Raw genomic sequence first — 24419 nt, 5'->3', positions numbered from 1 at the left:
CATCCCTCTACTTGAGCGGCGAACGGGTACGTTCCAGACCGTAACGTTCTATTTCTTTATAGGGCACGGTGGTGATTTTCTGTTTGCGCACATCGACCAGCGTCACCCGGTCGGTACAGGAATAGCAGGGATCCAGGCTGCCGATAATCAGCGGCGCATCGGAAACGGTGTTGCCCCGCAGCATGTAGCGCAGCACCGGCCAGTTGGCATAGGTGGCGGCGCGGCAGCGCCAGCGGAACAGTTTCTGGTTGTCGCCGGTCATGCTCCAGTGGACGTCTTCACCGCGCGGCGCCTCGGCATAGCCCAGCGCAAATTTGTGCGGCTGATAGGTGAAGTGCTCGTTGAGCAGCGGGCCTTCAGGCAGGTTGTCCAGACCATATTCAATCATCGCCATGGAGGTGAATACCTCGCGCACCCGCACCAGCACCCGGGAATAGACATCGCCCGCATCCAGATGATGCAGTTCCATCGGCAGATCCAGATAGCCGGCATAGGGATGATCGATGCGCATATCCCGCTTAAAGCCGCTGGCGCGGATCATCGGGCCAACCGGGCTGTAATCGCGGGCGACTTTCTTGTTGAGGATGCCGATACCCTGGGTGCGCTGCGCCATATTCGGCGTACTGAGCAGCATATCGGTCAGTTGGCTGACCTCGGCGCGCATTTCCCTAATCAGTTTGATGGTCTTTAACCGGTCGTCTTTCAGGATGTCGCGGCGGATACCGCCAATCAGATTCAGACCATAGGTTTTACGCGCGCCGGTAAGCATCTCGGCGATGGTCATCGACTTTTCACGAACGCGGAAAAATTGCATAAATCCGGTGTCGAAACCGACGAAGTGGCTGGAAAGCCCGATATTCAGCAGGTGGCTGTGCAGACGCTCCACTTCCAGCAAAATACTGCGAATAGCGTGCGCCCGCGGCGGAACGACAATGCCTAACGCATTTTCGATAGAGGTGGAATAAGCCACGCTGTGGGTAAAGCCGCAGATGCCGCACACCCGGTCTGACAGAAAGGTGACTTCGTTATAACCCATGCGCGTTTCCGCCAGCTTTTCCATTCCCCGGTGTACATAGAACAGACGGTAGTCGGCATCAATAATCTGTTCTCCGTCCACGAACAGGCGGAAGTGACCGGGTTCGTCCGAAGTGATGTGCAGCGGCCCGATGGGTACGACGCGGGTTGCGCCGGTGGCTTCATTGGTGAAGGTATAGGACTCGTCATCGCGGGTCGGCTCCGGCCGCTGACGATAATCCATAGCGTCTTTACGCAGCGGATAGAGATCGTCCGGCCAGTCGTCCGGCAGCACCAGCCGGCGTTCATCGGGCAAGCCGACCGGGATCAGTCCATACATATCGCGGACTTCGCGCTCGCCCCAGACGGCGGCCGGTACGCGGGGCGTCACCGAGGGAAATTCCGGGTTATCCGGGTCGACCAGCGCTTTGATAATCACCCAGCACTTCTCGCCTTCCTCCATCGACAGCGCGTAGTAAATGGCAAAATAGCCATTCAGCGAGCGTTCATCGTTACCAAACAGAACCGGCAGCCATCCTCCCTGTTGGTAATAAAGGAATTCAACCACTTCCGGCAGCATATTCAGTTTGACGGTCAGGGTGAGCTGGTTCGATGTTTGCCGTTCTTCCTCCAGAATGGCGGCCGGGAAGCGCTGTCTCACCCGAGCGGCGTAGCCGGCGCCGAGTTCATCGGCATGGGATCCCTGGGCGGAAGCTGGTTTTTCATTCATCACGGTACGTCTCCTGACGGGAAGGGGTTAACACTGAACGTTCAGCCATGGATAGTTCGCGGGTTTTGACGGCGGCGGCAGGGCGTTGAGCGGGGCGTTGCCAGGGCATCAGAAACGGGCTATTCAGTTCAATTTCGTTGTTTTGACCCGCGCTGGCGTTGCTGACGATGGCCGTCGCGTTTTCCAGCAGCCGGATAACCGGCTGGGGAATATGCGTGCCCATCACCAGCATCAGGACCAGCAGCACAACCATCGGCGCGGTGGTCATGATACCCAGTTCCCCCTTGGCGACCGCTTCCGGGCTATTGCCCAGCACGGTGCCGGCGACCATGCGCACCAACCCGGCCAGCACCACGGTCAGCAGCGCCAACAGGATAATCACCAGCCATACGTGCCCGGCGCTGAGCCCTGCGCTCACGGTCATGAATTCGCTAAGAAATATATTGAAAGGCGGCATGCCGCCCAGCGCCAGCGCGCCGCCGGCCAACAGCGCGCCGGTGAGCGGGGTAACGCGCATAATGCCTTTAATCGCATCCATATCGCGCGTGCCGTATTTCAGCAGGACGTTACCGGAGCCGCAGAACAGCAGCGTTTTCGCCAGACTGTGATTCAGGGTGTGCAGTAAGGCGGCGAGAATGCCCAGCGGGCCGCCAATTCCCAGCGCCACGGCGATCAGCCCCATGTTTTCGACGCTGGAATAGGCCAGCAGGCGTTTCATATCGCGCTGAACCAGGATCAGAAATGCGGCGACGGCGACCGACAACATGCCGAAAACCAGCAGCAACGTGCGGGGAAAGTCGGAACCGATGGCGGCGCTGACGATGATGTAATAGCGCACAATCACCAGCAGCGCGCAGTTCAGCAACACCGCGGACAATAGCGCGCTGGTAGGGCTTGGCGCCTCGCTGTGCGCATCCGGCAGCCAGGCATGCATCGGGAACAGGCCGGTTTTGGTGCCGAAACCGATGATGATGAAGATGAACGCCAGATGCATCAAGGTGCCGTCCAGTTCGCCCGCGCGTTTCAGCACTTCCGTCCAGAAGATGGCGTCTCCCGGCTCCGCCATCACGCTGGCGGCGTTGGAGTACACCAGAACGGTGCCATATAGCCCGAAAGCGACGCCGACCGTACAGATGATGATGTATTTCCAGGCGGCTTCCAGCGAAGAGCGCTGTCCGTAGAGGCCGACCAGAAAGGCGGAACTCAACGTGGTGGCTTCAATGGCGGCCCACATCAGAATCAGGTTGTTGCTGGTGATCACCAGCAACATGGTGAACAGAAACAGATGGAAGAAGCCGTAGTAGTCGCACAGGGTGGTAATGGTGATTTCGCCGCCGTTGACCTCATGGCGCATATAGCCGAGGGAGTACAGCCCGGTTATAAAGCCGATAATGCCGAGGATAGCCAGAAACAGGGCGCTGAGGCTGTCGAGATGCAGCCAGTTGTGTACGGCCAGGATTTCGCCGCTCTGGTACACCAGCCAGACCTGCTGCATGGAAACCGCCAGCAGGGCGATAATGCCCAGCAGATGGATAACGCTCACCAGCGTGCGCGCCTGAGCGCCGGCGAATCGGCACAGGAAAGCCAGCAGCGCGGTAACGAGCGGCGTGGCGAGCAGGGTGAGAAGGAGGTCGGTATTGGTCATATTATTCACCCTTTCAGCGCCGTTAGCTGTTGCACATCCAGCGTGTTGAGCGTCCGGTAGATTTTCCGCGCCATCAACGCCATGACGATCACCGCGAAAATCGCGTCGGTGGCGATGCCGATTTCCACCAGTTCCGGCGCCCGGTTCGCCAGCAGCGCCAGCGTTAGGTGCGCGCCGTTCTCCATCAGGCAATAGCCGAATACCTGTTTAAGGATATTGCGCTGGGTAACGATGCACAGCAGGCCGATCATGAAGTGCCCGAGGGATACCGCCAGCGCCGGTTTCAGCGAATTCACCATCGGTAATTGAACCGGCGCCACCACGAAGTAGCACAGCACCATAATCAGGGTCGCCAGCAGAATAATGACCGCCGGGCTGACCACGCCGCCATCGGCTTTCGGATCGTCCAGTTTGCGAAACGCGCGGTACATGATGGCGGGAACCAGTATCACCTTGGTGATAAACGCGCTCAGGGACCACATATAAAGCTGATGGGCCTGCAGCAGATCGGCCAGCGAGAGGAAAATCAGCACCAATACCAGAGACTGTAAAGCATACAGACAGGCCGATACCGTCGGACGGCGGGCGCAGATTACCAGCAGGGAAGTGATAATCAGCAACCCGGCCAGGTTATTAATGATCAAGGATCCAGTCATTATCATTCATCCTTAGTTCAGCCAGATGGCGGCTATAACGCTTGAACATACCGACATGACGATCAGCACGATCAACACCCCCTGCATGGCCCACGGAACGGGCGTGGCAGTCGCAACTTCTTCGGATGGTTCCCCCGGTACGGTGCGGCCGAACCAGTAGAGAAGCCAGGCAAAACTGGCTACCGACTCAATCAGCGTGATAATCAGCAACGGCAACAGCCAGACGTACTCCCGCGACAGACTAAAACCGGCGGCGAACAGGGGAAACTTACTGAAGAAACCGTTAAACGGCGGCACGCCGGCAATGGCCAGCGCCGCGACGCAGAATCCGACGCCCAGCAGCGGCATTTTCCGCATTATGCCCTTAAGTTTCGGCAACATCCGGGTGCCGCAGCTGTAGCTGAGCGCGCCGGCCACCAGGAAAAACAGGCTCTTGGCAAAGGCGTGGTTGAAGATGTAGGCCACGCCCGCGTCGAACGCCATGCGCGAGCCGAACGTCGCCAGCGACAGCGCAAAGAAAATGTAGGCCAGTTGGGTAATGGTGGAGTAGGCCAGTAGCCGCTTCATGTCTTTTTGCGGCAGATACATGATAAAGCCGTATACCATGGTGATGGTTGCCATCACGATGCCGACGACGCCAATAATGTGCGGCACCTGCTCGGCGGATAAGATCGCCCGGGCGAAAATATAGACGCCCACTTTCACCATCGAGGCGGCGTGCAGATAAGCGCTGACCGGCGTTGGCGCTTCCATGGCGTCAGGCAGCCACATATGCAGCGGAAGCTGGGCCGATTTCCCCCAGGCGGCAAATAGAATGCCGCTGAACACGATGATTTTGCCGTTAGTGTCCAACTGCGCCAGCGCGCTCAGCGCGAAGGTTCCCGTTTGCACAAACAGATAGGCCGCCGCCAGATAAAGCCCGATGGACGCGATGTGCGTTACCAGCAGCGCTTTCAGCGCCGAACGCAGTGATTTGGGCTGCTGGTAGTAGCCGATGAGCGCCCAGGAGCAGCCGCCGGTGATTTCGAAAAACAGCAGTTGTCCCAGCAGGGTGGATGACAGCGTAACGCCGGCCATCGCGCCGATGAACACCAGCAGAAAGGCGTAATAACGGTTGGTGCCTTCGTGCGGATGCTCCCGGTTGCCCAACGTCAGGTAACCGGTGGAATAAATGCTGACCAACAGGCCGAGGAACACCACGGCGAAGCCAATCAGCAGGCTGATTCTGTCGAACAGAAAACCAAAGAGCTCAGCCTGACCATAGCGGTATAGGGTATAGGCAAGGTCGGTTTTGCCCCCGGCCAGATAGCCGTAGCCCAGCCACGCCATGCCAAGCGTCGCCAGCAGGGCAAACAGAATGCATAACCCTTTGGCCTGTCGCAGCGGCAGGCATGCTATCAGCAGCGCGCCGAAAAACGGCAGCAGGATGGTCGCAAGGGCAACATTCTTTATGATGAAAATATCCATGATGAATGCTTACTCCTTATAGACCGGTAAGATAGAAAACGAACGCCAGCGCGGCGACGCCGAAGCCCAGCCAGGTCACATGCCCGGTGAGCAGAAAGCGTCCGCGCGCCAGGCTGTTTTCAACGATCGCGGCGACGAAAAACACCACGATCAGTTTAATAAGAAACGCGATTGTGCCTCCCGCCAGCGCGGTCAACGTCAAGGTTTCGGCTTTGCCGAACGGGACGAAAATAGAAAGGAACAGGGTGGCGACCACCACCTGCTTCAGGCTGATCCCCCATTTCAACAGCGCCAGCGCCGCGCCGGAATATTCCGTCAGCGGGCCTTCCTGTAGCTCCTGTTCGGCCTCGGCCACGTCGAAGGGGATTTTCCCCATTTCGATGAAGGTGGCGAAAGCGCAGGCCAGCAACGCCATCATGGTGGCGGTCGGCGATAGCCAATGGTTGCCTGCCAGCACGCTGCTGATGTTGCCGATGTTGGTGGAGCCGGCAATCAGCGCGACCACCAGCAGCGCCAGAATCATGATGGGTTCAACCAAAACACCCAGCGTCAGTTCGCGGCTGGCTCCGATACCGGCAAAGCTGCTGCCGGAATCAAGACCAGCCAGCGCAAAGAAGAAGCGGAACAGGGCGAACAGATAGAGCAACGTAATCACATCGCCCGCGGCGCCAAACGGCGATACCCAGGTGACGATGGGCAGCGTCATGGCGACCAGCAACATCGTACCGATCAGAATGTAAGGCATCAGGCGAAAAACGCCGCCCGCCTGCTGTGGCGACACATCCTGACGTTTCAGCAGCTTGAAAATGTCGCGATAGTCTTGCAGTACGCCCGGCCCCTGGCGGGAGTGCATCTTGGCGCGGATGACCCGCGCCATACCGGACATCAACGGGGCCAGCGCCAGCAGAACCAACGCCTGAATAACCGCGCAGGCTATCAGGCTGGATACGGGCGCGGCCAGCGCCCCTGAGTTTATCGTTCCTGTGATTGAGCTTTCAGCGATCATCATGTTCTCCTCAGGCCATCGTCGTCAGCAGCAGGATCACCAGGGCCGCGACCACATACAGACAATAGACCCGAAAGTCGCCATGCTGAATCCGTTGCGTCATCCGCCCCACGCGCTGCGCCAGATTGACCGCAGGCATAACCAGGCGCGTATCCCAGATCGGCTCTGTTCGCCCGGCCGCCAGCGTGGTTTTGTCCAGCGCGTTTTGCATCATCGGGGCCGGGTCCAGGGTTTTACGCATGCGGTACAACGGGGCGAACATCACGCGTAATGGCTGGGTGAAACTGGCGGCGGACGCCGCCATCGAGGCCTCGTAGGCATAGCCGCAGGCCCAGGGCGTGCCGCGGCGGCGGAAATTCAGCCGGGAGCCTTTCGCGCCGATATAGAGCAGTAACGGCAGGAGCGGCAGGGCCAGCAGCAGAATGAAAATAAGCGGCGCGGATAATGCGGTTTGACCTGGATCGCCGGGAAATACCAGCATGCCCTGCGCCACCAGCGGCGCGGCGGTGCCCGTCAGGCTGGCGGCCACCCGGCTTACCACCGGCGCCACTGCGCTGGCGCCGACGCCGAGCGCGATACATAACAGCGCAAGCAGCCACATGGCGGCGGTCATCGGCCAGGGCACTTCCCGCGCCTGAGCGGCTTTCTCGCTACGGGGCGCGCCGGAAAAGCTGATGCCGTAGACTTTGACGAAGCACATGGCCGCCAGCGCCCCGGTGATCGCCAGCATGACGATGGCGATTGGCGCGACCAGCCGCAGTGAAAAGCTGCCCTCGCGACTGAGGGTAAACAGCGACTGGTAAGTGAACCATTCGCTGACAAACCCGTTCAACGGCGGCAGCGCGGAAATCGCCATACAGCCGATCAAAAAGGCCAGCGCGGTATACGGCATCAAACGCGCCAGGCCGCCCATTTTTTCCATGTCTTTGCTGTGCAGACGGTAAATCACCGCACCGGCGCCCAGGAACAGCAGCCCTTTAAATACGGCATGGTTCAGCAGGTGGTACAGGCCGCCCAACAGGCCGAGAACCGCCAGCAGCGGGTGGTGCGCGGCGATGCCGATCATGCCCACGCCGACGCCCATCAGAATGATGCCGATATTTTCCACGGTGTGGTACGCCAGCAATCGTTTGATATCGTGTTCGGCCAGGGCATAGAGCACGCCAAGCACCGAAGAGACGGCGCCGAACGCCAGCACGACGACGCCCCACCAGATTTCGGTGGCGCCCAGCAGGTCGATCCCCACCTTGATAATGCCGAAGATGCCGATTTTCACCATTACGCCGGACATTAATGCCGACGCGTGAGACGGCGCGGCCGGGTGCGCGCGCGGCAGCCAGCCGTGTAGCGGCAGCATCCCGGCCTTGGCGCCGAAGCCGAAGAAGGCCAGCAGGAATACGATAGACGCCTGCGGCGCGGAGAGGGTGGCCTGCCGGAAATCGGCAAAGTCGAGGCTGTCGCTGTGGCGATACAGCAGGAAGAAAGCGATCATGATCAGCACTGAACCGGCGTGAGCGATTAAAAAGTAAAGCAGCCCGGCGTTAATGGCTTCTTCGTCCTGATCGGAAATCACTAGAAAATAGGAGCTGAGCGACATCGCTTCAAACAGGATAATAAAATAGAAGGCGTTATCGACCACCACCAGCGCCACCATTGAGGCGATAAACAGGTTCATAAAGAACCCCATCGCCCAGGCGCGTCCGCGGTATTCCCGTAAATAAGACAGCGAATAGAGCGACGTGACGATAACCAGTAGCGAAATGACCATGACGATAAAGGCCGCCAGCGCGTCCATTCTTATCGTTAAGTGGGCAAAGGCGGCAAACGGCCCGGCGAACACGGCCGTCAGCAATCGACCGTTAAGCAATACCGGCAGGGCGGCGGCAAGACCGCATAGGCCGCCCAGCGCCGAACAGACGCCGCTTAACAGGATAGCCAGGGACTCGGCGCGCGCCAGGCAGAGGGATAACAGCGCGCCAGCCGCATAGAGCGTCAGCGCCAGCGCCAGCCATTCCAATGAAGTCATCATAGTTTATTCTCCCGATCGGCCGCTGGCGGGAAAGGCATGTTGCCCGCCGGCCATTCCATCGCATGCCGGCGTTTTTCGGCGCTGACCCGTTCGATCTCCCGCTCATCGACGATAAACAGCGCCTTGGTCGGGCACACGCGGACACACTCCGGCCCGTGCTCCTGAAAAGCGCAAAGATCGCATTTCACGGCGACGCTGCGGACGCCGGCATTCCAGGCCAGAAAAGGATTAACGGAGGAGACGCTGACCGGCACATCGGCGAGCATCGACAGCGGGATATTCTGGGGGAAAGTCGCCGGAACGGCTAACGGCTTGCTGCCTGATGGCGTAATAGCGCCGAAGGGACAGGCAATCGCGCACAGCTTGCAGCCAATGCAGGTATTTTCGTTCAGCACCACGGCTTGATCCTGATGCGTGATGGCATTAACCGGACAGACTCTGGCGCAGGGCGCATCTTCACAGTGGCGGCATAATACCGGCGCGGTGCCGGCAAGATCGCGTTCTACCGTTAGCCGCGGATGAGTCTGCAATCCCTGACGGCGGTGTACCTGCGTACAGGCGGCCATACAGGTATTGCATCCGATACAGCGTTTGGGCTCCGCAATGACGAAGCGGTTCATAGCCATACCCTCCGTGGGGAATTATTTAGGTTTACAGCGCTAAAGCATATTTCGTGCCACGTCGCAACCTGACATCGCCAGGCCGCAGCGGATAAGGGCCGGGGAGGGAAAGACCGGTCATTGCGCAGGGGATGGCGATGCGCTCGTCATTAGTGTCGACAGCCGTTCGCCGGGCGGTTTCGACACTTTTGACGAGAAAATTATTCCTTCACCGCGTCGCTTTCTTCTTCGTCATTTATGGGGGCGGGTATCTCGGCGGCAATGGGTCGTCGCGAAAGCGGATCCCCACCTATGGCCTGCGGGGACGCCGGGTGGCGGGGACGCCGGGTGGCGGTAACGCCGTTCCGTCATGCCCGCGCAGGCGGGCATCAGCCGATGGCTGTGTGTGATTCCAGTGGGAGATTCCCGCCTACTGCCGCGGGAATGACGAGTGTTGACCGGAATGACCAGTGTTGGCGAAGAGGTATTCGCAGCGGATAAGCGGATGCATAGAAAACATATGCCAAAAACAGACGCGTTATGTAAACTTATTCTGTTTTATGTAAGGGAAGCGTTATTTAACACAGCGTTATTGATGATTTTATGTGCGTTATTTTTATTTTGGCATAAAAATTGCAATATAATTTTTATCAAAATTGCCGGGTGATACTACCTGCCAAATATCGGTGGAGAATGAGCATGTGTTTAGGCATTCCGGGAAAGGTCGTCGAGCTGGCATCTGATGACGGACAACTGGCCTGGGTTGATATTTGCGGCGTCCGGCGTGAAGTGAATATTGCCCTGGTGATGGATGGCATCGATCGTCAACAGCTGATCGGCACCTGGGTTCTGGTTCATGTCGGCTTCGCCATGAGCCGTATAGATGAAGAAGAGGCCCAGGCGACACTGGATGTTTTACGGCAAATGGAAGAATTGGAACAAGATGTTACATTTTTTCTCCGCCAATAAATTCCCTTTTGTGATGTGAATCAAGGCTTGTTCATTTTACAGGGTGATAATGATAATAAATATCATTAGCGATTCACTCCGTATATTATGTCTACGTGGCAAAAACTCTTCTTTGCGTTGTGTTGGCTATTTGGCAGTTCTCTGGCTTTAGCCGCAGCTGATTACGCTTCCTTCATCCAGGACATCGAGTCCAGACTGGATAAAACGGCTCAATTGTACGAGCAGCAGAAGCCGGATGAAGCCCGTACCGAAGTTCAGATGGCCTATTTCGAAGTATTCGAAAACCTTGAAGGCCCCATTCGTATCAACATCTCCGCGCAAAAAAGCTATCAGCTGGAATCAACGTTCGGCGAAATTCGCCGCATGATCGGCGAAGGGAAACCGCTGGCCGATGTGCAGGCCAAAATTTCCTGGCTGAAAGGGGAGTTGAATGCGGTGCAGCCGGTATTGGCCGACGGCCATAAGCTGGTGGCGCAGGAGCAACACGGCGCTTATGACAATACGGATATCGCGCTGTACTGGCAGCAGAGTTTCAAGATTATTGATGACTCGCTGGCGCAGGCGATAAGCGATTATCAGGCCGGCGAGTACGGCAAAGCCAGCCAGAGCGTGCAGCAGGCGCTCTATCAGGGGTTTAAGAACTCCGAGATGGAAATGTCGGTGCGTCAGAATCGTTCCGCTCAGCAGGCCGCCGCCATCAATCAGCAGTTTTCCTCGCTGATCGCCATGATGAATCAGCCGGATCAGATGAGTGAAGTCGCCTATCGCGTCACGACGCTGTTGCAGGATATTGAAGATCTGCTGCCGGGGCTGCCCACCACGCGCGACAGCCAGCCGGTGACGGCGACGCCTGAAGGCGATACCGGCATCAGCGCCGATGATGTGCCGGACGCCGACTGGGGGAAAGTCGCCGCCGATATTAATCAGGCCATGCTCGCGGCCATTGAGCAATATCGTCAGGGGCAGGCCAAACCCGCCATGATGGCGGTGCAGGATGCCTATTTCGATCTGTTTGAAGCCAGCGGGATGGAAAACAAAATCGGTTCCCGCAATGCGGCCTTCAAGTCCACCCTGGAGGGCTATTTTACCCGGCTGGTCAGCCTGATGAACGCCGGGCAGCCCGTCGAGCAGTTGCAGGCGCAGGCGGAGGCGATGAAGCAGGATCTGGCGAATGCCGTCACCATGCTGGGCGAGGGAGGAGACTCGCACTGGAGCCTGTTGATCTATAGCCTGTTGATCATCGTGCGCGAAGGGATGGAAGCGCTGTTGATTGTGGCGGCCATCGTCGCCTATCTGGTGAAAAACGAGCATCACGACAAGCTGCCGCTTATCCGTCAGTCGGTATATGTCGCGCTGTTTTGCAGCGTGCTCACCGCTGTTCTGTTCCAACTGCTGTTTACCAACTCCGGCGCCAGCCGTGAAATGCTGGAAGGCATTACGATGCTTATCGCGGTCGTGATGCTGTTCTTCATGAGCTATTGGCTGCTTTCGAAAGTGGAAGCCCAGCACTGGAAAGCCTATCTGGAAGGAAAACTGTCGCACTCCCTGAGCAGCGGCTCGATGATGGGGTTATGGCTGACCAGTTTTCTGGCGGTCTACCGGGAAGGCGCCGAAACCGTACTGTTTTACTATGCGCTGGTGGGCGATGCGAACAATATGGTTGGGCACCTGTCCATTCTGGCGGGGTTCGTCATCGGCTGCGTGATCCTGGTTATCGCCTACCTGATTATGCGTTTCACCGTGGTTAAACTTCCGCTTAAACCTTTCTTTATGTTTACCGGTTGCTTCATGTATCTGATGGCGTTTGTCTTTGCCGGCAAAGGCGTATTGGAACTGATTGAAGGCAAATTGTTTGAACCGACACTGCTGACGGGCGTACCGGAAATCAGCGGGTTGGGTATTTATCCCTATGTGGAAACGCTGATACCGCAGGCAGTGCTGCTGGTCGCCGCAATTGTCGCATTGGCGGTTATGCGGCGGCGAGCTCCTGCCGCCTGATGCATGAAGTGATGAAAAGCACTGCAACGAAAGATGACCTTTACATTGTTGATATGAGGATGGGTTTGATGAATATGCGAAAAAGTCTGATTGCTGGCGCCGTCATCGCCGGTATTTTCACCGCACCGGCCGTATTGGCGTTTGAGGAATATCCGGCTGGCGAGCCAGTCACCATTAATGAGATGGAGATTGCTGCGGTTTATCTGCAACCGATTGACATGGAACCTCGCGGTATGGGCCTGCCCGCGGCAAAATCGGATATCCACCTGGAGGCGGATATCCACGCGGTTGAAGGCAACAAGAACGGGATTGGCGCCGGTGAATGGATGCCGTACCTGACGATTGCCTATACCCTGACCAACACCGATACCGGCGCCAAACAGGAAGGCAACTTCATGCCGATGGTCGCCAGTGACGGGCCGCACTACGGCGCGAATATCAAAATGTCGGGCGTCGGTAACTACAAAGTGGTTTACCACATCGAGCCGCCATCCAAAGCGGGCATGCACCGTCATACCGATAGCGAAACCGGCGTGGGCCGCTGGTGGAAACCGTTTGACGTCAGTTTTGACTTTAAATACGTCGGTATCAAGTAATCAACCCCGGCTGCGATGAGCGCGCCGTCATCGCGGTCAGGTTTTCCCCTCCGCCGCGGTTCCAACCGGGCGAGACCCACGGATGGGTCGTGTAAAAGTAACGAAGCCAACACACCTGCAACTTGAAAGATGACGGGTATATGAGTTATTTCTTTGTGACTACGCTACAGGCCTTTCTGCCGATAGCGTTGCTGTTAGGGCTGAACTGGAGTCACCGTTCCACGCCCGAAATCAGACCGTTGGCATGGATAACCTTACTGGCGCTGATTATCGGTACGCTGGTCGGCGTTCGCTTGCCCGGCGGACAGCTGTTCCAACTCTGGATAACGGGTATCCAGGCGGTTGTCCTGGCGCTGTTCCTCGTCAGTCAGTTTTTCTCTCATTCCCGCATCGGCTATTTCTGGCAGGCGGTACTGGTCGCCGGTGCGGCTGTCCACTGGGGCGGCGATCCCAACCTGAGCGCATTGACCACCACCCATGTGGTGAATACCGATCTGCTGCTGAATTTCAGCGCGGTGGTGATGGCGTTCGGCTGGCTGGTTTTCAGCGCCGCGCTTTGCGGCATGATTGTGCGCCGCATTCGCCTATTACGCTGGCCGCTGCTGGTATTGCTGGTCGCTTTATTGCTATTGCCGATCGGCGGCAACCTGCTGTTGTTATTGATGAAGCTACAGGTGCTGGGGCTAACCAAGCCGCGTTTGAGCTATGTCGCGCAGGTGACCAACAGCGCCTGGTTGTTGAATTATTTCAGCGCGTTTTTGATGGCCGTCGTCGCGGCCTGCTACCTATCGCCTTTATTGCGCACGCGCCGGCGGATGCAGGCGGAAACGGAAGCCATCGCCAAACGTAAAGCCACGGCGGATTACCGCAATGTGCGCCGCACGGTGCTGACAACCGTGGCGGCGTTGCTGGTGATCGTCTTGGGCCAGCTTTACTGGGATCAGATCGCCTCGCGTCCTCCGCGCCTGTCTGAAGCGCTGCCGGTGACGCTAGCCGAAGACGGCAAGGTTCATATTCCGATAGAACAGGTGCGTGACGGCAGGCTGCACCGGTTTGTCTGGATTGCCGATGACGGTAAAGCGGTGCGCTTTTTCGTCATCAACCGCTATCCGGATCGGCTGCGGCTGGGGGTGGTGTTCGATGCCTGCCTGCTGTGCGGCGATCAGGGTTATGTGATGGAAGGCAATCAGGTGATTTGCGTCGCCTGCGACGTGCGTATCTTTATTCCTTCCATCGGCAAGGCGGGCGGGTGTAATCCGGTACCGATTGAAGGCTGGAGCAACGACGACCATGAACTGACGATTAGCTATGCGTCGCTTGCCGCAGGCACCAACTATTTCACCACCGTGATAGCCATGGATGTTGTCGACCCGGTGGACGGTTCGAAACTCACCAATGTGAAAGCCGAGCATAAGTATCGCTATGCCGGTAAAACCTATTTCTTCTCGTCTGAAGCTAACTACAATCGTTTCCGTGAAAGCCCCGGAAAATATGTGACCTCAACGGCGGCGGCTGACGATCAAGCGGAAGGGGAATAATCATGCTATGGCGCATGTTACGCCAGTCCTGGCGCAGAAATATCCGGCGTAAATCGCTGGCGATATTGACGGTCTTTTTGGCGGCGGGACTGATCTCGGCCCTGTTGGCGGTATCCATTGATATCGGCGATAAAATGTCGCGCGAATTGAAATCCTATGGCGCGAATATCTTGATTGAACCGGCAGGGCAGGCGGCGTTGCCGGCATTATTCGGCGAGCGCAGCAACCCGCTGGACGGGCAGGATTTTCTCGATGAGGCGGAACTGCCCAATATCAAGGATATCTTTTGGCGTAACAATATCGTCGGTTTTGCGCCGCTGCTCAGCGGCGATGTTGAAATTAACGGACAGCCGGTAGCGGTGTTGGGAACCTTCTTTTCTCAACCCGTCGCGGTGCCGGATGAAGAAGACTATCGCACCGGGCAGATAACCGTCAGCCCTTACTGGCAGGTTGCCGGTCAGTGGCCGCAGGAGCCGGTCGCCGAAGGCAAAATGGCCGAGGTGCTGGCCGGCCGTCAACTGGCGCAGCAGAATGGCTGGCAGGTAGGACGCGAGTTACCGTTGCACGGTCCCAAAGGTGATATCACGGTTCGGGTAAGCGGGATCCTGACCAGCGGCGGAGATGAAGAAAACCGTCTGGTGATGCCGCTGGTGGTGGTGCAGCGCCTGCTGGGGCTGGAAGGAAAAATACAGGCGATTCGCGTTTCGGCGCTGACGGTGCCGGAAAACGACCTGTCGCGCCGGGCGCGTGAAAATCTGGAGGCGCTGAACGCCGAAGAGTATGACCTCTGGTACTGCACCGCCTATGTCTCCTCTATCGCCCATCAGTTGGAAGAAGCCATCTCCGGGGCGGTGGTTCGTCCTATCTGGCAGGTCGCCGCGTCGGAAGGGGTGGTGATCGATAAAATCCAGCTCTTGCTGGCCGTCGTCACCTTTGCGGCATTGGTCGCCGCCGCCATGGGCATCGCCTCGCTGATGACCAGCACCATTATGGAACGATCCCGGGAGATTGGCCTGATGAAGGCGCTGGGCGCCCGGCAGTGGCAGATTATGCTGCTGTTCTATCTGGAGGCGGCGTTGAGCGGCTTGATCGGCGGTATGATCGGCTGTGTGGCGGGCTGGGGGCTGGCGAAAGCCATCGGGCTGATGCTGTTCGGCGTGCCGCTCAGTTTTGCCTGGATCGTCATTCCCTGCGTGCTGGTGATTTCGATGCTGATCGCCGTCATCGGCACCTGGTTCCCGGCGCGCCGGATCGCCAAACTCTATCCGGTGGAGGTGCTGTATGGCCGCTAATGTTTGGATGAACGGTATGTTCTGGCGGCTAGTGTTGCGGGCGTTACGGTTGCGGATGCAGCGGGTCGGCGTGGTGTTTGCCGCCCTGACGGTCGGCGCGGCGATCGTCACCGCCATGTCCGCCGTCTATTTCGATATTAACGCCAAGATGAGCCAGGAACTGCGCACCTTTGGGGCGAATTTCTATATCGGTCCCGCGCGGGGCAATTCGCTGCCGCAGGAAACATTCCAGCAGATTGTTGATAACGCGCCGGCCGGACTCATCAATGCGGCCAGCCCCTATCTGTATGGTATGGCGCGTACCGAACTGGAAAAAGTGGTGCTGATGGGCGTGTGGTTTGAATCATTGCGCCCGCTCGCGCCGTATTGGCAGGTGAAGGGCAATTGGATCGGCGTCAGTTTTGACGATCGCAATGCGATGATCGGCGTCAAGCTGGCGGAACGGCTGAATGTCAACGTCGGCGACAGCATTACGCTGGTTGGCGACGGCGATCGGCAGCGCCTGCAGATTAAAGGCATCGTCGAGTCCGGCGATGCCACGGACAATATGCTGATCGTCAATCTGGATCTGGCGCAGAAGTGGCTGGACAAGGCGGGGACGATCAGCAATGCGTTGTTCAGCGTCAGTAACGATCTGGGGCAGGTGGATCAATTTGCCGGACGATTGCAACAGCAATATCCGCAGTTGGAAATCAGACCGATACTGAAGGTTTCGGCATCTGAAGGTCAGGTATTGAACAAAATCAAAGGGCTGATGGGATTGGTTTCGGTGGTCATTCTGGTGTTGTCCTCATTGTGCGTCAACACCACGCTGATGGCGATTGTCGGCGAACGGGCGCGTGAATTTGCGCTACAGAAAGCGCTGGGCGCCAGCGGGCGGGACATTATCCGTCAGATGCTGGCCGAAACCGGCATCATTGCATTGGCGGCCGTGGTGTGCGGGTCGGTGCTGGGCTATTTGCTGGCTCAGGTTCTGGGCATGGCGGTTTTCAACGCGACGATTTCGCTACGGGCACCCGTCTTCCCGTTGACGCTGGCGCTCTCTTTGCTGGTAGCCGCTGTGGCGGCCATTGTTCCCACCCGGCGCGCGATCTATATCGAACCGGCTAAAGTGTTAAAAGGAGAGTAGTGCGATGTCCTCATCAATAAATAGCCAGAACGCGGGGCAGGCGCCAGAGGCGGTGATTGAAACACGGCGCCTTTACAAACGTTTTGGCCAGGTTACCGCGCTGGAGGATATCAATATCCGGATTGCCCGCGGGGAGTTTGTCGCCATTATGGGGGCATCGGGATCCGGCAAAACCACGCTGATGAATATCCTCACCTGTCTGGATACGGTGAGCGAGGGGCAGGTTCTGCTGGACGGCGTTGATGCCGCCGCGCTGGATGAAGAAGGGCGGCGTAAATTCCGCGCCGATAAGATCGGACTGGTTTTCCAACAGTTCCATCTGATCCCCTTCCTGACGGCGCTGGAAAACATCATGCTGGCTCAGCATTACCACAGCGTGGTCGACGAAGATGCCGCCAAGCGCGTTCTCGCACAGGTGGGATTGGAACACCGTATCGGCCATTTGCCCAGTCAGCTTTCCGGCGGCGAACAGCAGCGGGTCTGTATCGCCAGAGCCTTGGTGAACGAGCCGCCGGTCATTTTCGCCGATGAACCGACAGGGAATCTGGATGAAGAAAACGAGCAGCGGGTGTTGGATCTGCTCAGAGATTTGCACCATCAGGGCCGCACTATCGTGATGGTGACGCATAACCCTGAACTGGGTAAGTTTGCCGATCGCATTATTCGTTTGCAGCACGGCAGATATTTAGGCGAGGAGGTCAATCATCATGCCATGGCGTAACGCATTACAAGCCGTTTGCCTGCTGGGCGCATTGGTATTGCTCGGCGGCTGCAAAGAGGAGCAGGTGAGCATCGGCGCCAACGCGCCCGCGCTGGCCGCCTATGATTTAACCGGCCAGCCGGTGGAGCTGGCGCGCTGGCAGGGGAAAAGCGTTTACCTGAACTTCTGGTCTTCCGGCTGCGGCGGCTGTCTGGCGGAAATGGGAACGTTGGAGAAACTCAGTAAAAGCTACGGCGATAAAGTGGTGGTCGTGGCGGTCAACACGGATCCGGATGGCGTGGATATTTCTGCGCTGCTGGCGCAGCAAAAGATCAGTTACCCGGTGATTCGCGATCAGTTGGGCATCACCAAAGAGCGCTATCAGGTTATCGGCACCCCCACATCATTTATCATTGACGGCAACGGCAAGGTTATCGCGCAACATCAAGGCGCACGTAATGAACAGCAGCTGACGGCGCTGTTTGAGCAGCTAGCGCACGGGGCGTGACTGGGATACGATTAAAATCCGTAGGTTGGCGGATTACGCGACGAATTTTAATCATCGGCCAAGGATGAAACATGAATCGCACGCTCGGTCTGTTCGCGATTTTCGCCTTAAGCACTGGGCCAGGGCTGGCCCTATTTCCCCGAAGGCAATGAAACGGACAGCGGCACCACCACCGGCCGGGGTTTGATTCTTACCGCATAAATCACGCCAATCACCAGACAGCATACCCCGCCCAGCGTCAGCAGCGGCGGCCAGGTTTGTCGCAGAATAAAGGCGTAACTTAACGCCGCCAGCGTTTCGAACACAATCAGCGGACCGATCAGCACGGTCGGCAGACGTTTGCTGGCGCTGTTCCAGCAGAGCGTTCCCAGCCAGGAGCAAAACAGACCGATGGCGATCATCAATGGAATGAATACCTCAGGGCGGGGGCCAAACGGCAGGGTGAATGTCTGTTGGGTGAAAGCCAACTGGCCGCAAACCAGCAGATAGCCCAGCAGCGCCAACGGCAGTGTGACTACCCCTTGCGCCGTCGCCCAGGTCGTGGGGTTGCTATAAGTGTGTTCCCGCAGCCAGTGGGCGTTACGCAACGGATACCAGGTCCAGCAGATCACCGACCCAAACGCCAGCATAATTCCGCCGGCATAGCGCCAGATGTTGTCCCGCGTCATCGCTAATGCCGACAATTCGGCGATATTCACGCAGATCAGTCCTATGGCGATCAGCGCCAGAGCCGGTATCAACTGGCGCCATAACACCCGGCCGTCGCGTTTACCGTAGAGCAGATTCGCCGTTACGGCTATCACCACCGGCAATGTGCCGATAATCATGGTTGAAACCGGCGCGCCGGTGCGTTGAATCGCGCTGGCGAGGAAAAAGTAGTAGAGCAGATTGCCGACGGCAGTTAATTTTGTCGCTTCCCACCAGTCCCGGCGCGTCAACCGGCGTAGCCGGCGTCGATCCAGCCAGGCCAACGGTAGGGCAATCAGGCCGAATGCAAGATAGCGGCCTGTTGATTGCAAGGCGGCGGGATATTCAGGTATCAACAGCGGGCCGACAAAAACCAATCCCCACATTAATCCTGCGCAAAGCGCAAAGAGAATACCGGTTAGCATTATTGAGCCTGTTAGTTGTCTGGTTATTTGAGTCATGGGCGGTGTTGTGAACATCGGATAGGCGCTAAAATTTACAGGTCGGCCTGTTTTGCTATTCATCCACATCCATGATGTGCCTGAGTATACAGGGTTAACCCTGCGCGATAACAGGCAGTTAAACATCGTTTTTTACGATATCAGCCTGACGTTGATGTCCTTTTCTGCTTGTTACACCGGTTATCACTATCCGGAAAACTTTTTCCAGCAAAGGAAAAATAAAAATTAAATGAGTTTGATGACAAACCTTTTGGTTTTAACCCCACCCCAGCCCTTCACAGGGGAGGGAGAAAATCCGGCGTTTTTCATGTGTTAGCTCCTCCCCCTGGCAGGGGCTGTCTCTTATACACAAATGTAGGGGCTATGACGGGATTTGCCGTTATTCGGCGTAAGAAATTATGCTGAGGAGATAGCAGGCTTAGGATGAGCCGCACGGACGCGGCGAAAGCTTGCGCCACGTATGGAACGTGTCGCAAGCGGTCCGTTAAGCCTGATACCGACGAAGGCATCGCGCAGCGACATAATTTAGCCGGAAGCCGGGGTTCATAGGGGGCTGGCGTCTGAGCCCCCTATGTCGGGCGCGTGCTGCGAGGCAGCATGAAAATAGCGGCATTGTGGCGCACGAAACTATCTCCAAGTCCGCATAACAATGTGACTAAGAGACAGCTGGCAAGGGGGAGGTTGGGCGGGGGGCATTAATGGCTATGTTTCGAACGTTGTCCATAATCTGATAAATGCTCTTAATCGTGAGATATATATTGAATAATATATGAATATTTAAATATAAATTATCATCGGTGATTTCCCTAAACAAAAATATATTAATGAAAGGCATGGTTTACTTGCCTAAATGGAATTTTATCATCTGACGATTTTACCGGTGTCCTGTTGAATAACAGAAAAGCATGCGTGGGAGTTGACAACCATTTGCAGTGGGATGAAGAATTACCGCAGGCTTAGTCAAAAAAGGATGATTACCCGGCGGATAAGCATTTATTTGGATGGTTTTTAACCTGTTATGGTTAAAAAATAAAAAGCTAGCTGGAAATAAGGTTATCTAAATATATTAATTATTGTATGTGTTTTAATTTTTATTAATTCGTTATATTAGTTTGTTTTGTGTTTATTAATTATTGAAAATTAAATATAAAAAAGCATGTGACGATAATCACAATGGAAATTTAATAAATAAGATAAAACCTCTTTATCTTATAACGTAGATAAATAAAAGGTTTTTTATGTCTTCATTATTATTGTCTTCTTTATTCCCATTGGTCTTTATCATGCTAATGGGATGGATGAGTGGGAAATTAAATTATATGAAGCGAGATGACGCTGGCGTATTGGCGACCGTCGTTATCCGTTTTGCTCTGCCGCTGCATTTGTTTATCGGCGCGTTGAATACCAGCCCCGATAAAATAAAGAACTTCTCTTTTGTGGCGGTGCTGTTCATCGGCCTGATGGGCGCCTATCTGCTGACGCTGTGTATTTCCCGCTTTGTCTTCCGTCACGATATTAAGACCAGTGCGATTCAGTCGCTTGTCTGCGCTTTTCCCGACATGGCTTACTTCGGCGCGCCGGTATTGGCGGTGCTCATCGGCCCTGAAGGGTTCCTTGGCGTATTGATTGGCAACCTGATCACCAGCGTATTCATGATTCCGTTGACGATCGTACTTATCCGAATGGGCGAGAGCGACAGCGATGACGCCCGCAAGGAAAGTTTGAGCATCATGATCATGAATAATTTGTTTAAAGCCGCGCGCAATCCCATTGTGTGGATCCCTATCCTGGGCGTAACGCTCAGTTTGCTGGGCGTCAAAATCCCGGAACTGCTTTATTCGTCGATTGATATGTTGGGTAAAACCGCCGGGGGCATTTCTCTGTTTGCGCTTGGTTTGCTGTTTTATGGCGAAAATCCGAAATTCGACCTGCATACCCTTACCAATATCAGCCTGAAGAATCTGGTGCAGCCTGCCATTATGGCTGCCGCCGGTATCGCTTTCGGACTGAGCCCCACCCTGATGCAGCAGGTGGTCATTATCGGCGCGACGCCGTCCGCCATCGCCGCCGGCATGTTTGCGATACGCAGCAACACGTATGTTGAATCCGCCTCATCCGCGATACTGGTGGGAACCGCCGTCGGCATTTTCACTGAGGGTCTGGTGATCTTTATGATGACCTGACGATATTGAGAAAATACGCGATTACCCGGCTGCGTGACGCGCCGGGTAACGCGTTGCCTTAGCGCTTTCCTGCAAGTTGAAGTATGACGGGTATAGATATAAATCTTATAATTAATGGCAAAAAGATTTAACGGTCGCCGTCGGCAAATAACCCTTGATTTCATATTGAAATTATAATCTGTTGAATAAAATGGATTTTTGTTTTTATCTATATAGCATTTCCGTTGAAAATGCATTTGGATGCTGGCGTTAGTATAAAAAAATATAATCAAATCCATTTCCTTATTTGTGTTGGGTATTATTCCTTCGTATCACTGTTACATATATATGAGTAATGCAACGGTGATGGAGTGAAAGGTGAATTTTCAACAATTGAAGATTATTCGTGAATCAGCACGCTGCAATTACAATCTGACCGAAGTGGCGAATACCCTGTTTACCTCTCAGTCTGGGGTGAGTCGTCATATCCGCGAATTGGAAGAGGAACTAGGGATTGAAATCTTTATCCGGCGCGGTAAACGGTTGCTGGGAATGACCGAACCGGGCAAGGCATTGTTGAGCGTGGCCGAAAGGATCCTGAATGACGCCAGCACGATTCGTCGCTTAGCTAACGTATTTACCAACAATGATACCGGGCAACTGGTGATCGCCACTACCCACACTCAGGCTCGCTATAGCTTGCCTCAGGTGATTATGGCGTTTCGGGAACTCTACCCGCAGGTACGTCTGGTGCTTAATCAAGGCACGCCCGATGAGATCGTGTCCATGTTGCACTCAGGAGAGGCTGATATCGGTATTGCCAGCGAACGGCTGATTAACGATCACTCGCTGGCGGCTTTTCCCTATTACCGCTGGCATCATGCGATCGTCGTACCCGAAGCGCATCCGTTAGCCAAGGAGCAGGTCGTGACGTTGGATATGCTCAATTCGATGCCATTGATAACCTATCGCCAGGGCATTACCGGGCGTTCCCGGGTGGATCGCGCCTTTAAAGCGGCGGGAATGGAGCCGGACGTTACGCTGAGCGCGCAGGATTCCGATGTCATCAAGACCTATGTGGAATTGGGGCTGGGAGTCGGTATTCTGGCCGATAAGGCTTATGATCCGGTGCGTGACAAGGGGCTGGTGCGCCTGAGCGCCGAGCATCTGTTTGAAGCGAATACCGTGTGGCTGGGATTAAAAAAGAATCAGTTACAACGTAACTATGCCTGGAAGTTTATCCAGCTATGCAACACGGAACTGTCTTTGACGGAAATTAAAGAACGGGTATTCGCAGAAAGCGACGAGGGCATTATTGATTACCAAATTTAAATTTCTGATTTATTCGCCTCATCATCTGCCTGATTGTTATAGGGATATTCTCTGAACCCCATCGGAGATAACTAATTAACCAGCCAGAAAATTTCTGGCTTTCCGTGTTTTCTCCCCTCGGCAGTTTTATCCGATTTTTATATCAGCCAAACGGTCGTATTAATATATTCAATTAGCATAACTATGAGTTTGGTTATGAATAATCCACTTGATCTCACCGTGGCGGGATAGTAGCATCCCCCGGCATAACAATAACATATGTTTGATTTTTTGTTTTTAGATACAAATACTTGTGCACTTTTATTGAATAACTATGTGGTTCATCTTGTGTACCAGTACCGAAAAAAACTTCGGTTACTGCCCATCAAACATACTCAATCATCGCTACCTCCACGCTTATTTTACGGCTCGCATTGAGCTGGAATTCGCGCTATCGCCTTCGTTCCTGGCGAGGAGTTTTGCAACGGAAGATCGCTATGAAAACACAGAAAATCAGCCTGGCCTGGCAAATCCTCATCGCGTTAGTTCTCGGTATCGTGCTTGGCGCGGTATTGCATAACCAACCTGAAAGCCGACAATGGCTAATCGGCAATATTCTCAGCCCTGCCGGTGATATTTTTATCCGCCTGATTAAGATGATCGTCGTGCCGATTGTTATCGCGACGTTGATCGTGGGTATTGCCGGCGTCGGCGATGCCAAAAAGCTCGGACGGATTGGTTTTAAGACCATCGTCTATTTTGAAATCGTCACCACGTTAGCCATTGTGGCGGGTATTACGCTGGCGAACGTATTTAAACCGGGAACGGGGATCGATATGTCGATCCTGACGGCCGTTGACATCTCTCAATATGAGAAGACCACGGAACAGGTGCAAAGCGGTTCCCATAGTCTGGTGAGCACCATCCTGTCTTTAATTCCATCCAATATCTTTGCGGCGATGGTCAGAGGGGACATGTTGCCGATCATTTTCTTCTCGGTACTGTTTGGCCTGGGGCTCTCTTCCTTGCCAAAAGAGCACCGTGACCCCCTGCTGAATGTGTTTCGCGGCGTTTCCGAAAGCATGTTCAAAGTTACGCATATGATCATGCGCTATGCGCCTGTCGGGGTGTTCGCCCTGATTTCAGTCACGGTAGCCAATTTTGGTTTTGCCTCTCTGTGGCCGTTAGCGAAGCTGGTGGTCCTGGTTTACGCCGCGATAATGTTCTTTGCCCTGATAGTACTGGGCGGCATCGCCCGCTTGTGTAAATTGCGCGTTACAACGCTGATTCGCATCCTGAAAGACGAACTGATCCTCGCGTATTCCACCGCCAGTTCAGAAACCGTGTTGCCGCGTATTATTGAGAAGATGGAAGCGTATGGCGCGCCGAAATCGATCACCAGTTTTGTCGTGCCGACCGGCTATTCGTTTAATCTGGATGGTTCGACGCTGTATCAGAGCATCGCCGCCATCTTTATCGCGCAGCTGTACGGCATTGAGCTGTCGATCGGGCAGGAAATTGTGCTGGTGCTAACCCTGATGTTGACTTCTAAAGGGATCGCCGGCGTACCGGGCGTCTCTTTTGTTGTTTTGCTGGCGACTCTCGGCAGCGTGGGCATCCCGCTGGAAGGTTTGGCGTTTATTGCCGGCGTTGACCGTATTCTGGATATGGCGCGCACCGCCTTAAACGTGGTCGGTAATGCGCTGGCGGTGCTGGTAATCGCCAAATGGGAAGGGCAGTTTGACGAGAAGAAAGCGCAGCGCTACGAACGTGAACTCAACGGGGACGAGTGTGAATCCGTCCAGCATGAGGAAGGGGTTTAAGCCGCCGACGCATTATTGTTGATGAGGTCGATGCGTCTGGATCCGATATGACCAATGGCTTTGTCAATGTTGCGGCATGCCCCATCGCGGGCATGCCGT

At 55.4% G+C, this 24419-nt stretch carries 19 protein-coding genes; 11 read left to right on the top strand and 8 right to left on the bottom strand.

Annotation, left to right across the window (positions count from 1 at the left end):
• Nucleotides 1-7: 7 nt before the first annotated feature.
• The 7 genes from ACN28R_RS10860 to ACN28R_RS10830 are packed head-to-tail and all read right to left on the bottom strand — an operon-like array spanning nucleotide 8 to nucleotide 9167.
• The gene (locus tag ACN28R_RS10860; RefSeq protein WP_048639468.1) at nucleotides 8-1744 is read right to left on the bottom strand and encodes a hydrogenase large subunit; all 1737 of its coding nucleotides are present in this window, start codon (nucleotides 1742-1744) and stop codon (nucleotides 8-10) included.
• Nucleotides 1737-3389, bottom strand: coding sequence for a hydrogenase 4 subunit F (locus tag ACN28R_RS10855; protein WP_095834400.1), 1653 nt, complete (start codon nucleotides 3387-3389; stop codon nucleotides 1737-1739). The genes ACN28R_RS10860 and ACN28R_RS10855 overlap by 8 nt, the downstream gene beginning before the upstream one ends.
• 5 nt (nucleotides 3390-3394) lie before the next feature.
• Nucleotides 3395-4045 (bottom strand): hydrogenase 4 membrane subunit, encoded by a 651-nt coding sequence (gene hyfE / locus ACN28R_RS10850; protein ID WP_095834399.1) that lies wholly within the window; start codon nucleotides 4043-4045, stop codon nucleotides 3395-3397.
• Nucleotides 4046-4057: 12 nt separating this feature from the next.
• Complete coding sequence (locus ACN28R_RS10845; RefSeq protein ID WP_095834398.1) at nucleotides 4058-5512, bottom strand: hydrogenase 4 subunit D; 1455 nt, start codon at nucleotides 5510-5512, stop codon at nucleotides 4058-4060.
• Between the two features lie 16 nt (nucleotides 5513-5528).
• Nucleotides 5529-6518 carry a respiratory chain complex I subunit 1 family protein gene (locus ACN28R_RS10840; RefSeq protein WP_375153881.1) on the bottom strand — a complete coding sequence of 330 codons (990 nt, stop codon included), beginning with the start codon at nucleotides 6516-6518 and terminating at the stop codon, nucleotides 5529-5531.
• Between the two features lie 10 nt (nucleotides 6519-6528).
• Nucleotides 6529-8547 carry a hydrogenase 4 subunit B gene (gene hyfB / locus ACN28R_RS10835; RefSeq protein ID WP_095834397.1) on the bottom strand — a complete coding sequence of 673 codons (2019 nt, stop codon included), beginning with the start codon at nucleotides 8545-8547 and terminating at the stop codon, nucleotides 6529-6531.
• On the bottom strand, nucleotides 8544-9167 hold the full coding sequence (locus tag ACN28R_RS10830) for a 4Fe-4S dicluster domain-containing protein (RefSeq protein WP_048639464.1): 624 nt from the start codon (nucleotides 9165-9167) through the stop codon (nucleotides 8544-8546). Before ACN28R_RS10830 ends, hyfB begins: the two co-directional genes overlap by 4 nt.
• 678 nt (nucleotides 9168-9845) lie before the next feature.
• On the opposite strand from ACN28R_RS10830, the gene ACN28R_RS10825 reads away from it, so the two are divergent.
• The 8 genes from ACN28R_RS10825 to ACN28R_RS10790 all read left to right on the top strand — a co-directional run bounded on the left by ACN28R_RS10825 (nucleotide 9846) and on the right by ACN28R_RS10790 (nucleotide 17876).
• Entirely contained in the window at nucleotides 9846-10115 is a 270-nt protein-coding gene (locus ACN28R_RS10825; protein ID WP_048639462.1) for a HypC/HybG/HupF family hydrogenase formation chaperone, read from the top strand.
• An 87-nt stretch (nucleotides 10116-10202) separates the two neighbouring features.
• On the top strand, nucleotides 10203-12113 hold the full coding sequence (locus tag ACN28R_RS10820) for an FTR1 family iron permease (protein WP_095834395.1): 1911 nt from the start codon (nucleotides 10203-10205) through the stop codon (nucleotides 12111-12113).
• 68 nt (nucleotides 12114-12181) lie between these two features.
• A complete protein-coding gene (locus tag ACN28R_RS10815; protein WP_048640004.1) occupies nucleotides 12182-12709 on the top strand; it encodes an iron transporter in 528 nt (175 codons plus the stop codon).
• Nucleotides 12710-12849: 140 nt separating this feature from the next.
• Complete coding sequence (locus ACN28R_RS10810; RefSeq protein ID WP_095834394.1) at nucleotides 12850-14247, top strand: Fe-S-containing protein; 1398 nt, start codon at nucleotides 12850-12852, stop codon at nucleotides 14245-14247.
• 2 nt (nucleotides 14248-14249) lie between these two features.
• Complete coding sequence (locus ACN28R_RS10805; protein ID WP_048639459.1) at nucleotides 14250-15539, top strand: ABC transporter permease; 1290 nt, start codon at nucleotides 14250-14252, stop codon at nucleotides 15537-15539.
• A gap of 16 nt (nucleotides 15540-15555) precedes the next feature.
• Nucleotides 15556-16668 (top strand): ABC transporter permease, encoded by a 1113-nt coding sequence (locus ACN28R_RS10800; RefSeq protein ID WP_183092141.1) that lies wholly within the window; start codon nucleotides 15556-15558, stop codon nucleotides 16666-16668.
• Nucleotides 16669-16672: 4 nt separating this feature from the next.
• Complete coding sequence (locus ACN28R_RS10795; RefSeq protein ID WP_048639457.1) at nucleotides 16673-17389, top strand: ABC transporter ATP-binding protein; 717 nt, start codon at nucleotides 16673-16675, stop codon at nucleotides 17387-17389.
• A complete protein-coding gene (locus ACN28R_RS10790; protein WP_095834393.1) occupies nucleotides 17376-17876 on the top strand; it encodes a TlpA family protein disulfide reductase in 501 nt (166 codons plus the stop codon). The genes ACN28R_RS10795 and ACN28R_RS10790 overlap by 14 nt, the downstream gene beginning before the upstream one ends.
• A gap of 131 nt (nucleotides 17877-18007) precedes the next feature.
• Here ACN28R_RS10790 and ACN28R_RS10785 read toward each other — a convergent pair whose 3' ends face one another.
• Complete coding sequence (locus ACN28R_RS10785) at nucleotides 18008-18988, bottom strand: DMT family transporter (protein ID WP_095834392.1); 981 nt, start codon at nucleotides 18986-18988, stop codon at nucleotides 18008-18010.
• A 1274-nt stretch (nucleotides 18989-20262) separates the two neighbouring features.
• Here ACN28R_RS10785 and ACN28R_RS10780 point away from each other — a divergent pair.
• The 3 genes from ACN28R_RS10780 to gltP all read left to right on the top strand — a co-directional run bounded on the left by ACN28R_RS10780 (nucleotide 20263) and on the right by gltP (nucleotide 24320).
• Nucleotides 20263-21207 carry an AEC family transporter gene (locus tag ACN28R_RS10780; RefSeq protein ID WP_048639452.1) on the top strand — a complete coding sequence of 315 codons (945 nt, stop codon included), beginning with the start codon at nucleotides 20263-20265 and terminating at the stop codon, nucleotides 21205-21207.
• Nucleotides 21208-21564: 357 nt separating this feature from the next.
• Nucleotides 21565-22518 (top strand): HTH-type transcriptional regulator Cbl, encoded by a 954-nt coding sequence (cbl, locus tag ACN28R_RS10775; protein ID WP_048639451.1) that lies wholly within the window; start codon nucleotides 21565-21567, stop codon nucleotides 22516-22518.
• A 476-nt stretch (nucleotides 22519-22994) separates the two neighbouring features.
• Nucleotides 22995-24320 (top strand): glutamate/aspartate:proton symporter GltP, encoded by a 1326-nt coding sequence (gene gltP, locus ACN28R_RS10770; protein WP_095834391.1) that lies wholly within the window; start codon nucleotides 22995-22997, stop codon nucleotides 24318-24320.
• Nucleotides 24321-24419: the final 99 nt, after the last annotated feature.

It is taken from the genome of Brenneria goodwinii, assembly GCF_002291445.1.
GTDB lineage: Bacteria > Pseudomonadota > Gammaproteobacteria > Enterobacterales > Enterobacteriaceae > Brenneria > Brenneria goodwinii.
This window is presented reverse-complemented; position numbering and strand designations above follow the sequence as displayed.

Bases quoted from the DNA above. Each gene is read 5' to 3' on its own strand.
- ACN28R_RS10795 (WP_048639457.1), top strand. From the start codon at position 16,673: ATGTCCTCATCAATAAATAGCCAGAACGCGGGGCAGGCGCCAGAGGCG.
- ACN28R_RS10820 (WP_095834395.1), top strand. From the start codon at position 10,203: ATGTCTACGTGGCAAAAACTCTTCTTTGCGTTGTGTTGGCTATTTGGC.
- hyfB (WP_095834397.1), bottom strand. From the start codon at position 8,547: ATGATGACTTCATTGGAATGGCTGGCGCTGGCGCTGACGCTCTATGCG.
- ACN28R_RS10830 (WP_048639464.1), bottom strand. From the start codon at position 9,167: ATGAACCGCTTCGTCATTGCGGAGCCCAAACGCTGTATCGGATGCAAT.
- ACN28R_RS10815 (WP_048640004.1), top strand. From the start codon at position 12,182: ATGAATATGCGAAAAAGTCTGATTGCTGGCGCCGTCATCGCCGGTATT.
- ACN28R_RS10825 (WP_048639462.1), top strand. From the start codon at position 9,846: ATGTGTTTAGGCATTCCGGGAAAGGTCGTCGAGCTGGCATCTGATGAC.
- ACN28R_RS10845 (WP_095834398.1), bottom strand. From the start codon at position 5,512: ATGGATATTTTCATCATAAAGAATGTTGCCCTTGCGACCATCCTGCTG.
- gltP (WP_095834391.1), top strand. From the start codon at position 22,995: ATGAAAACACAGAAAATCAGCCTGGCCTGGCAAATCCTCATCGCGTTA.
- ACN28R_RS10840 (WP_375153881.1), bottom strand. From the start codon at position 6,518: ATGATCGCTGAAAGCTCAATCACAGGAACGATAAACTCAGGGGCGCTG.
- ACN28R_RS10855 (WP_095834400.1), bottom strand. From the start codon at position 3,389: ATGACCAATACCGACCTCCTTCTCACCCTGCTCGCCACGCCGCTCGTT.
- ACN28R_RS10790 (WP_095834393.1), top strand. From the start codon at position 17,376: ATGCCATGGCGTAACGCATTACAAGCCGTTTGCCTGCTGGGCGCATTG.
- ACN28R_RS10810 (WP_095834394.1), top strand. From the start codon at position 12,850: ATGAGTTATTTCTTTGTGACTACGCTACAGGCCTTTCTGCCGATAGCG.
- ACN28R_RS10785 (WP_095834392.1), bottom strand. From the start codon at position 18,988: ATGCTAACCGGTATTCTCTTTGCGCTTTGCGCAGGATTAATGTGGGGA.
- ACN28R_RS10800 (WP_183092141.1), top strand. From the start codon at position 15,556: ATGTTCTGGCGGCTAGTGTTGCGGGCGTTACGGTTGCGGATGCAGCGG.
- ACN28R_RS10780 (WP_048639452.1), top strand. From the start codon at position 20,263: ATGTCTTCATTATTATTGTCTTCTTTATTCCCATTGGTCTTTATCATG.
- hyfE (WP_095834399.1), bottom strand. From the start codon at position 4,045: ATGACTGGATCCTTGATCATTAATAACCTGGCCGGGTTGCTGATTATC.
- ACN28R_RS10860 (WP_048639468.1), bottom strand. From the start codon at position 1,744: ATGAATGAAAAACCAGCTTCCGCCCAGGGATCCCATGCCGATGAACTC.
- ACN28R_RS10805 (WP_048639459.1), top strand. From the start codon at position 14,250: ATGCTATGGCGCATGTTACGCCAGTCCTGGCGCAGAAATATCCGGCGT.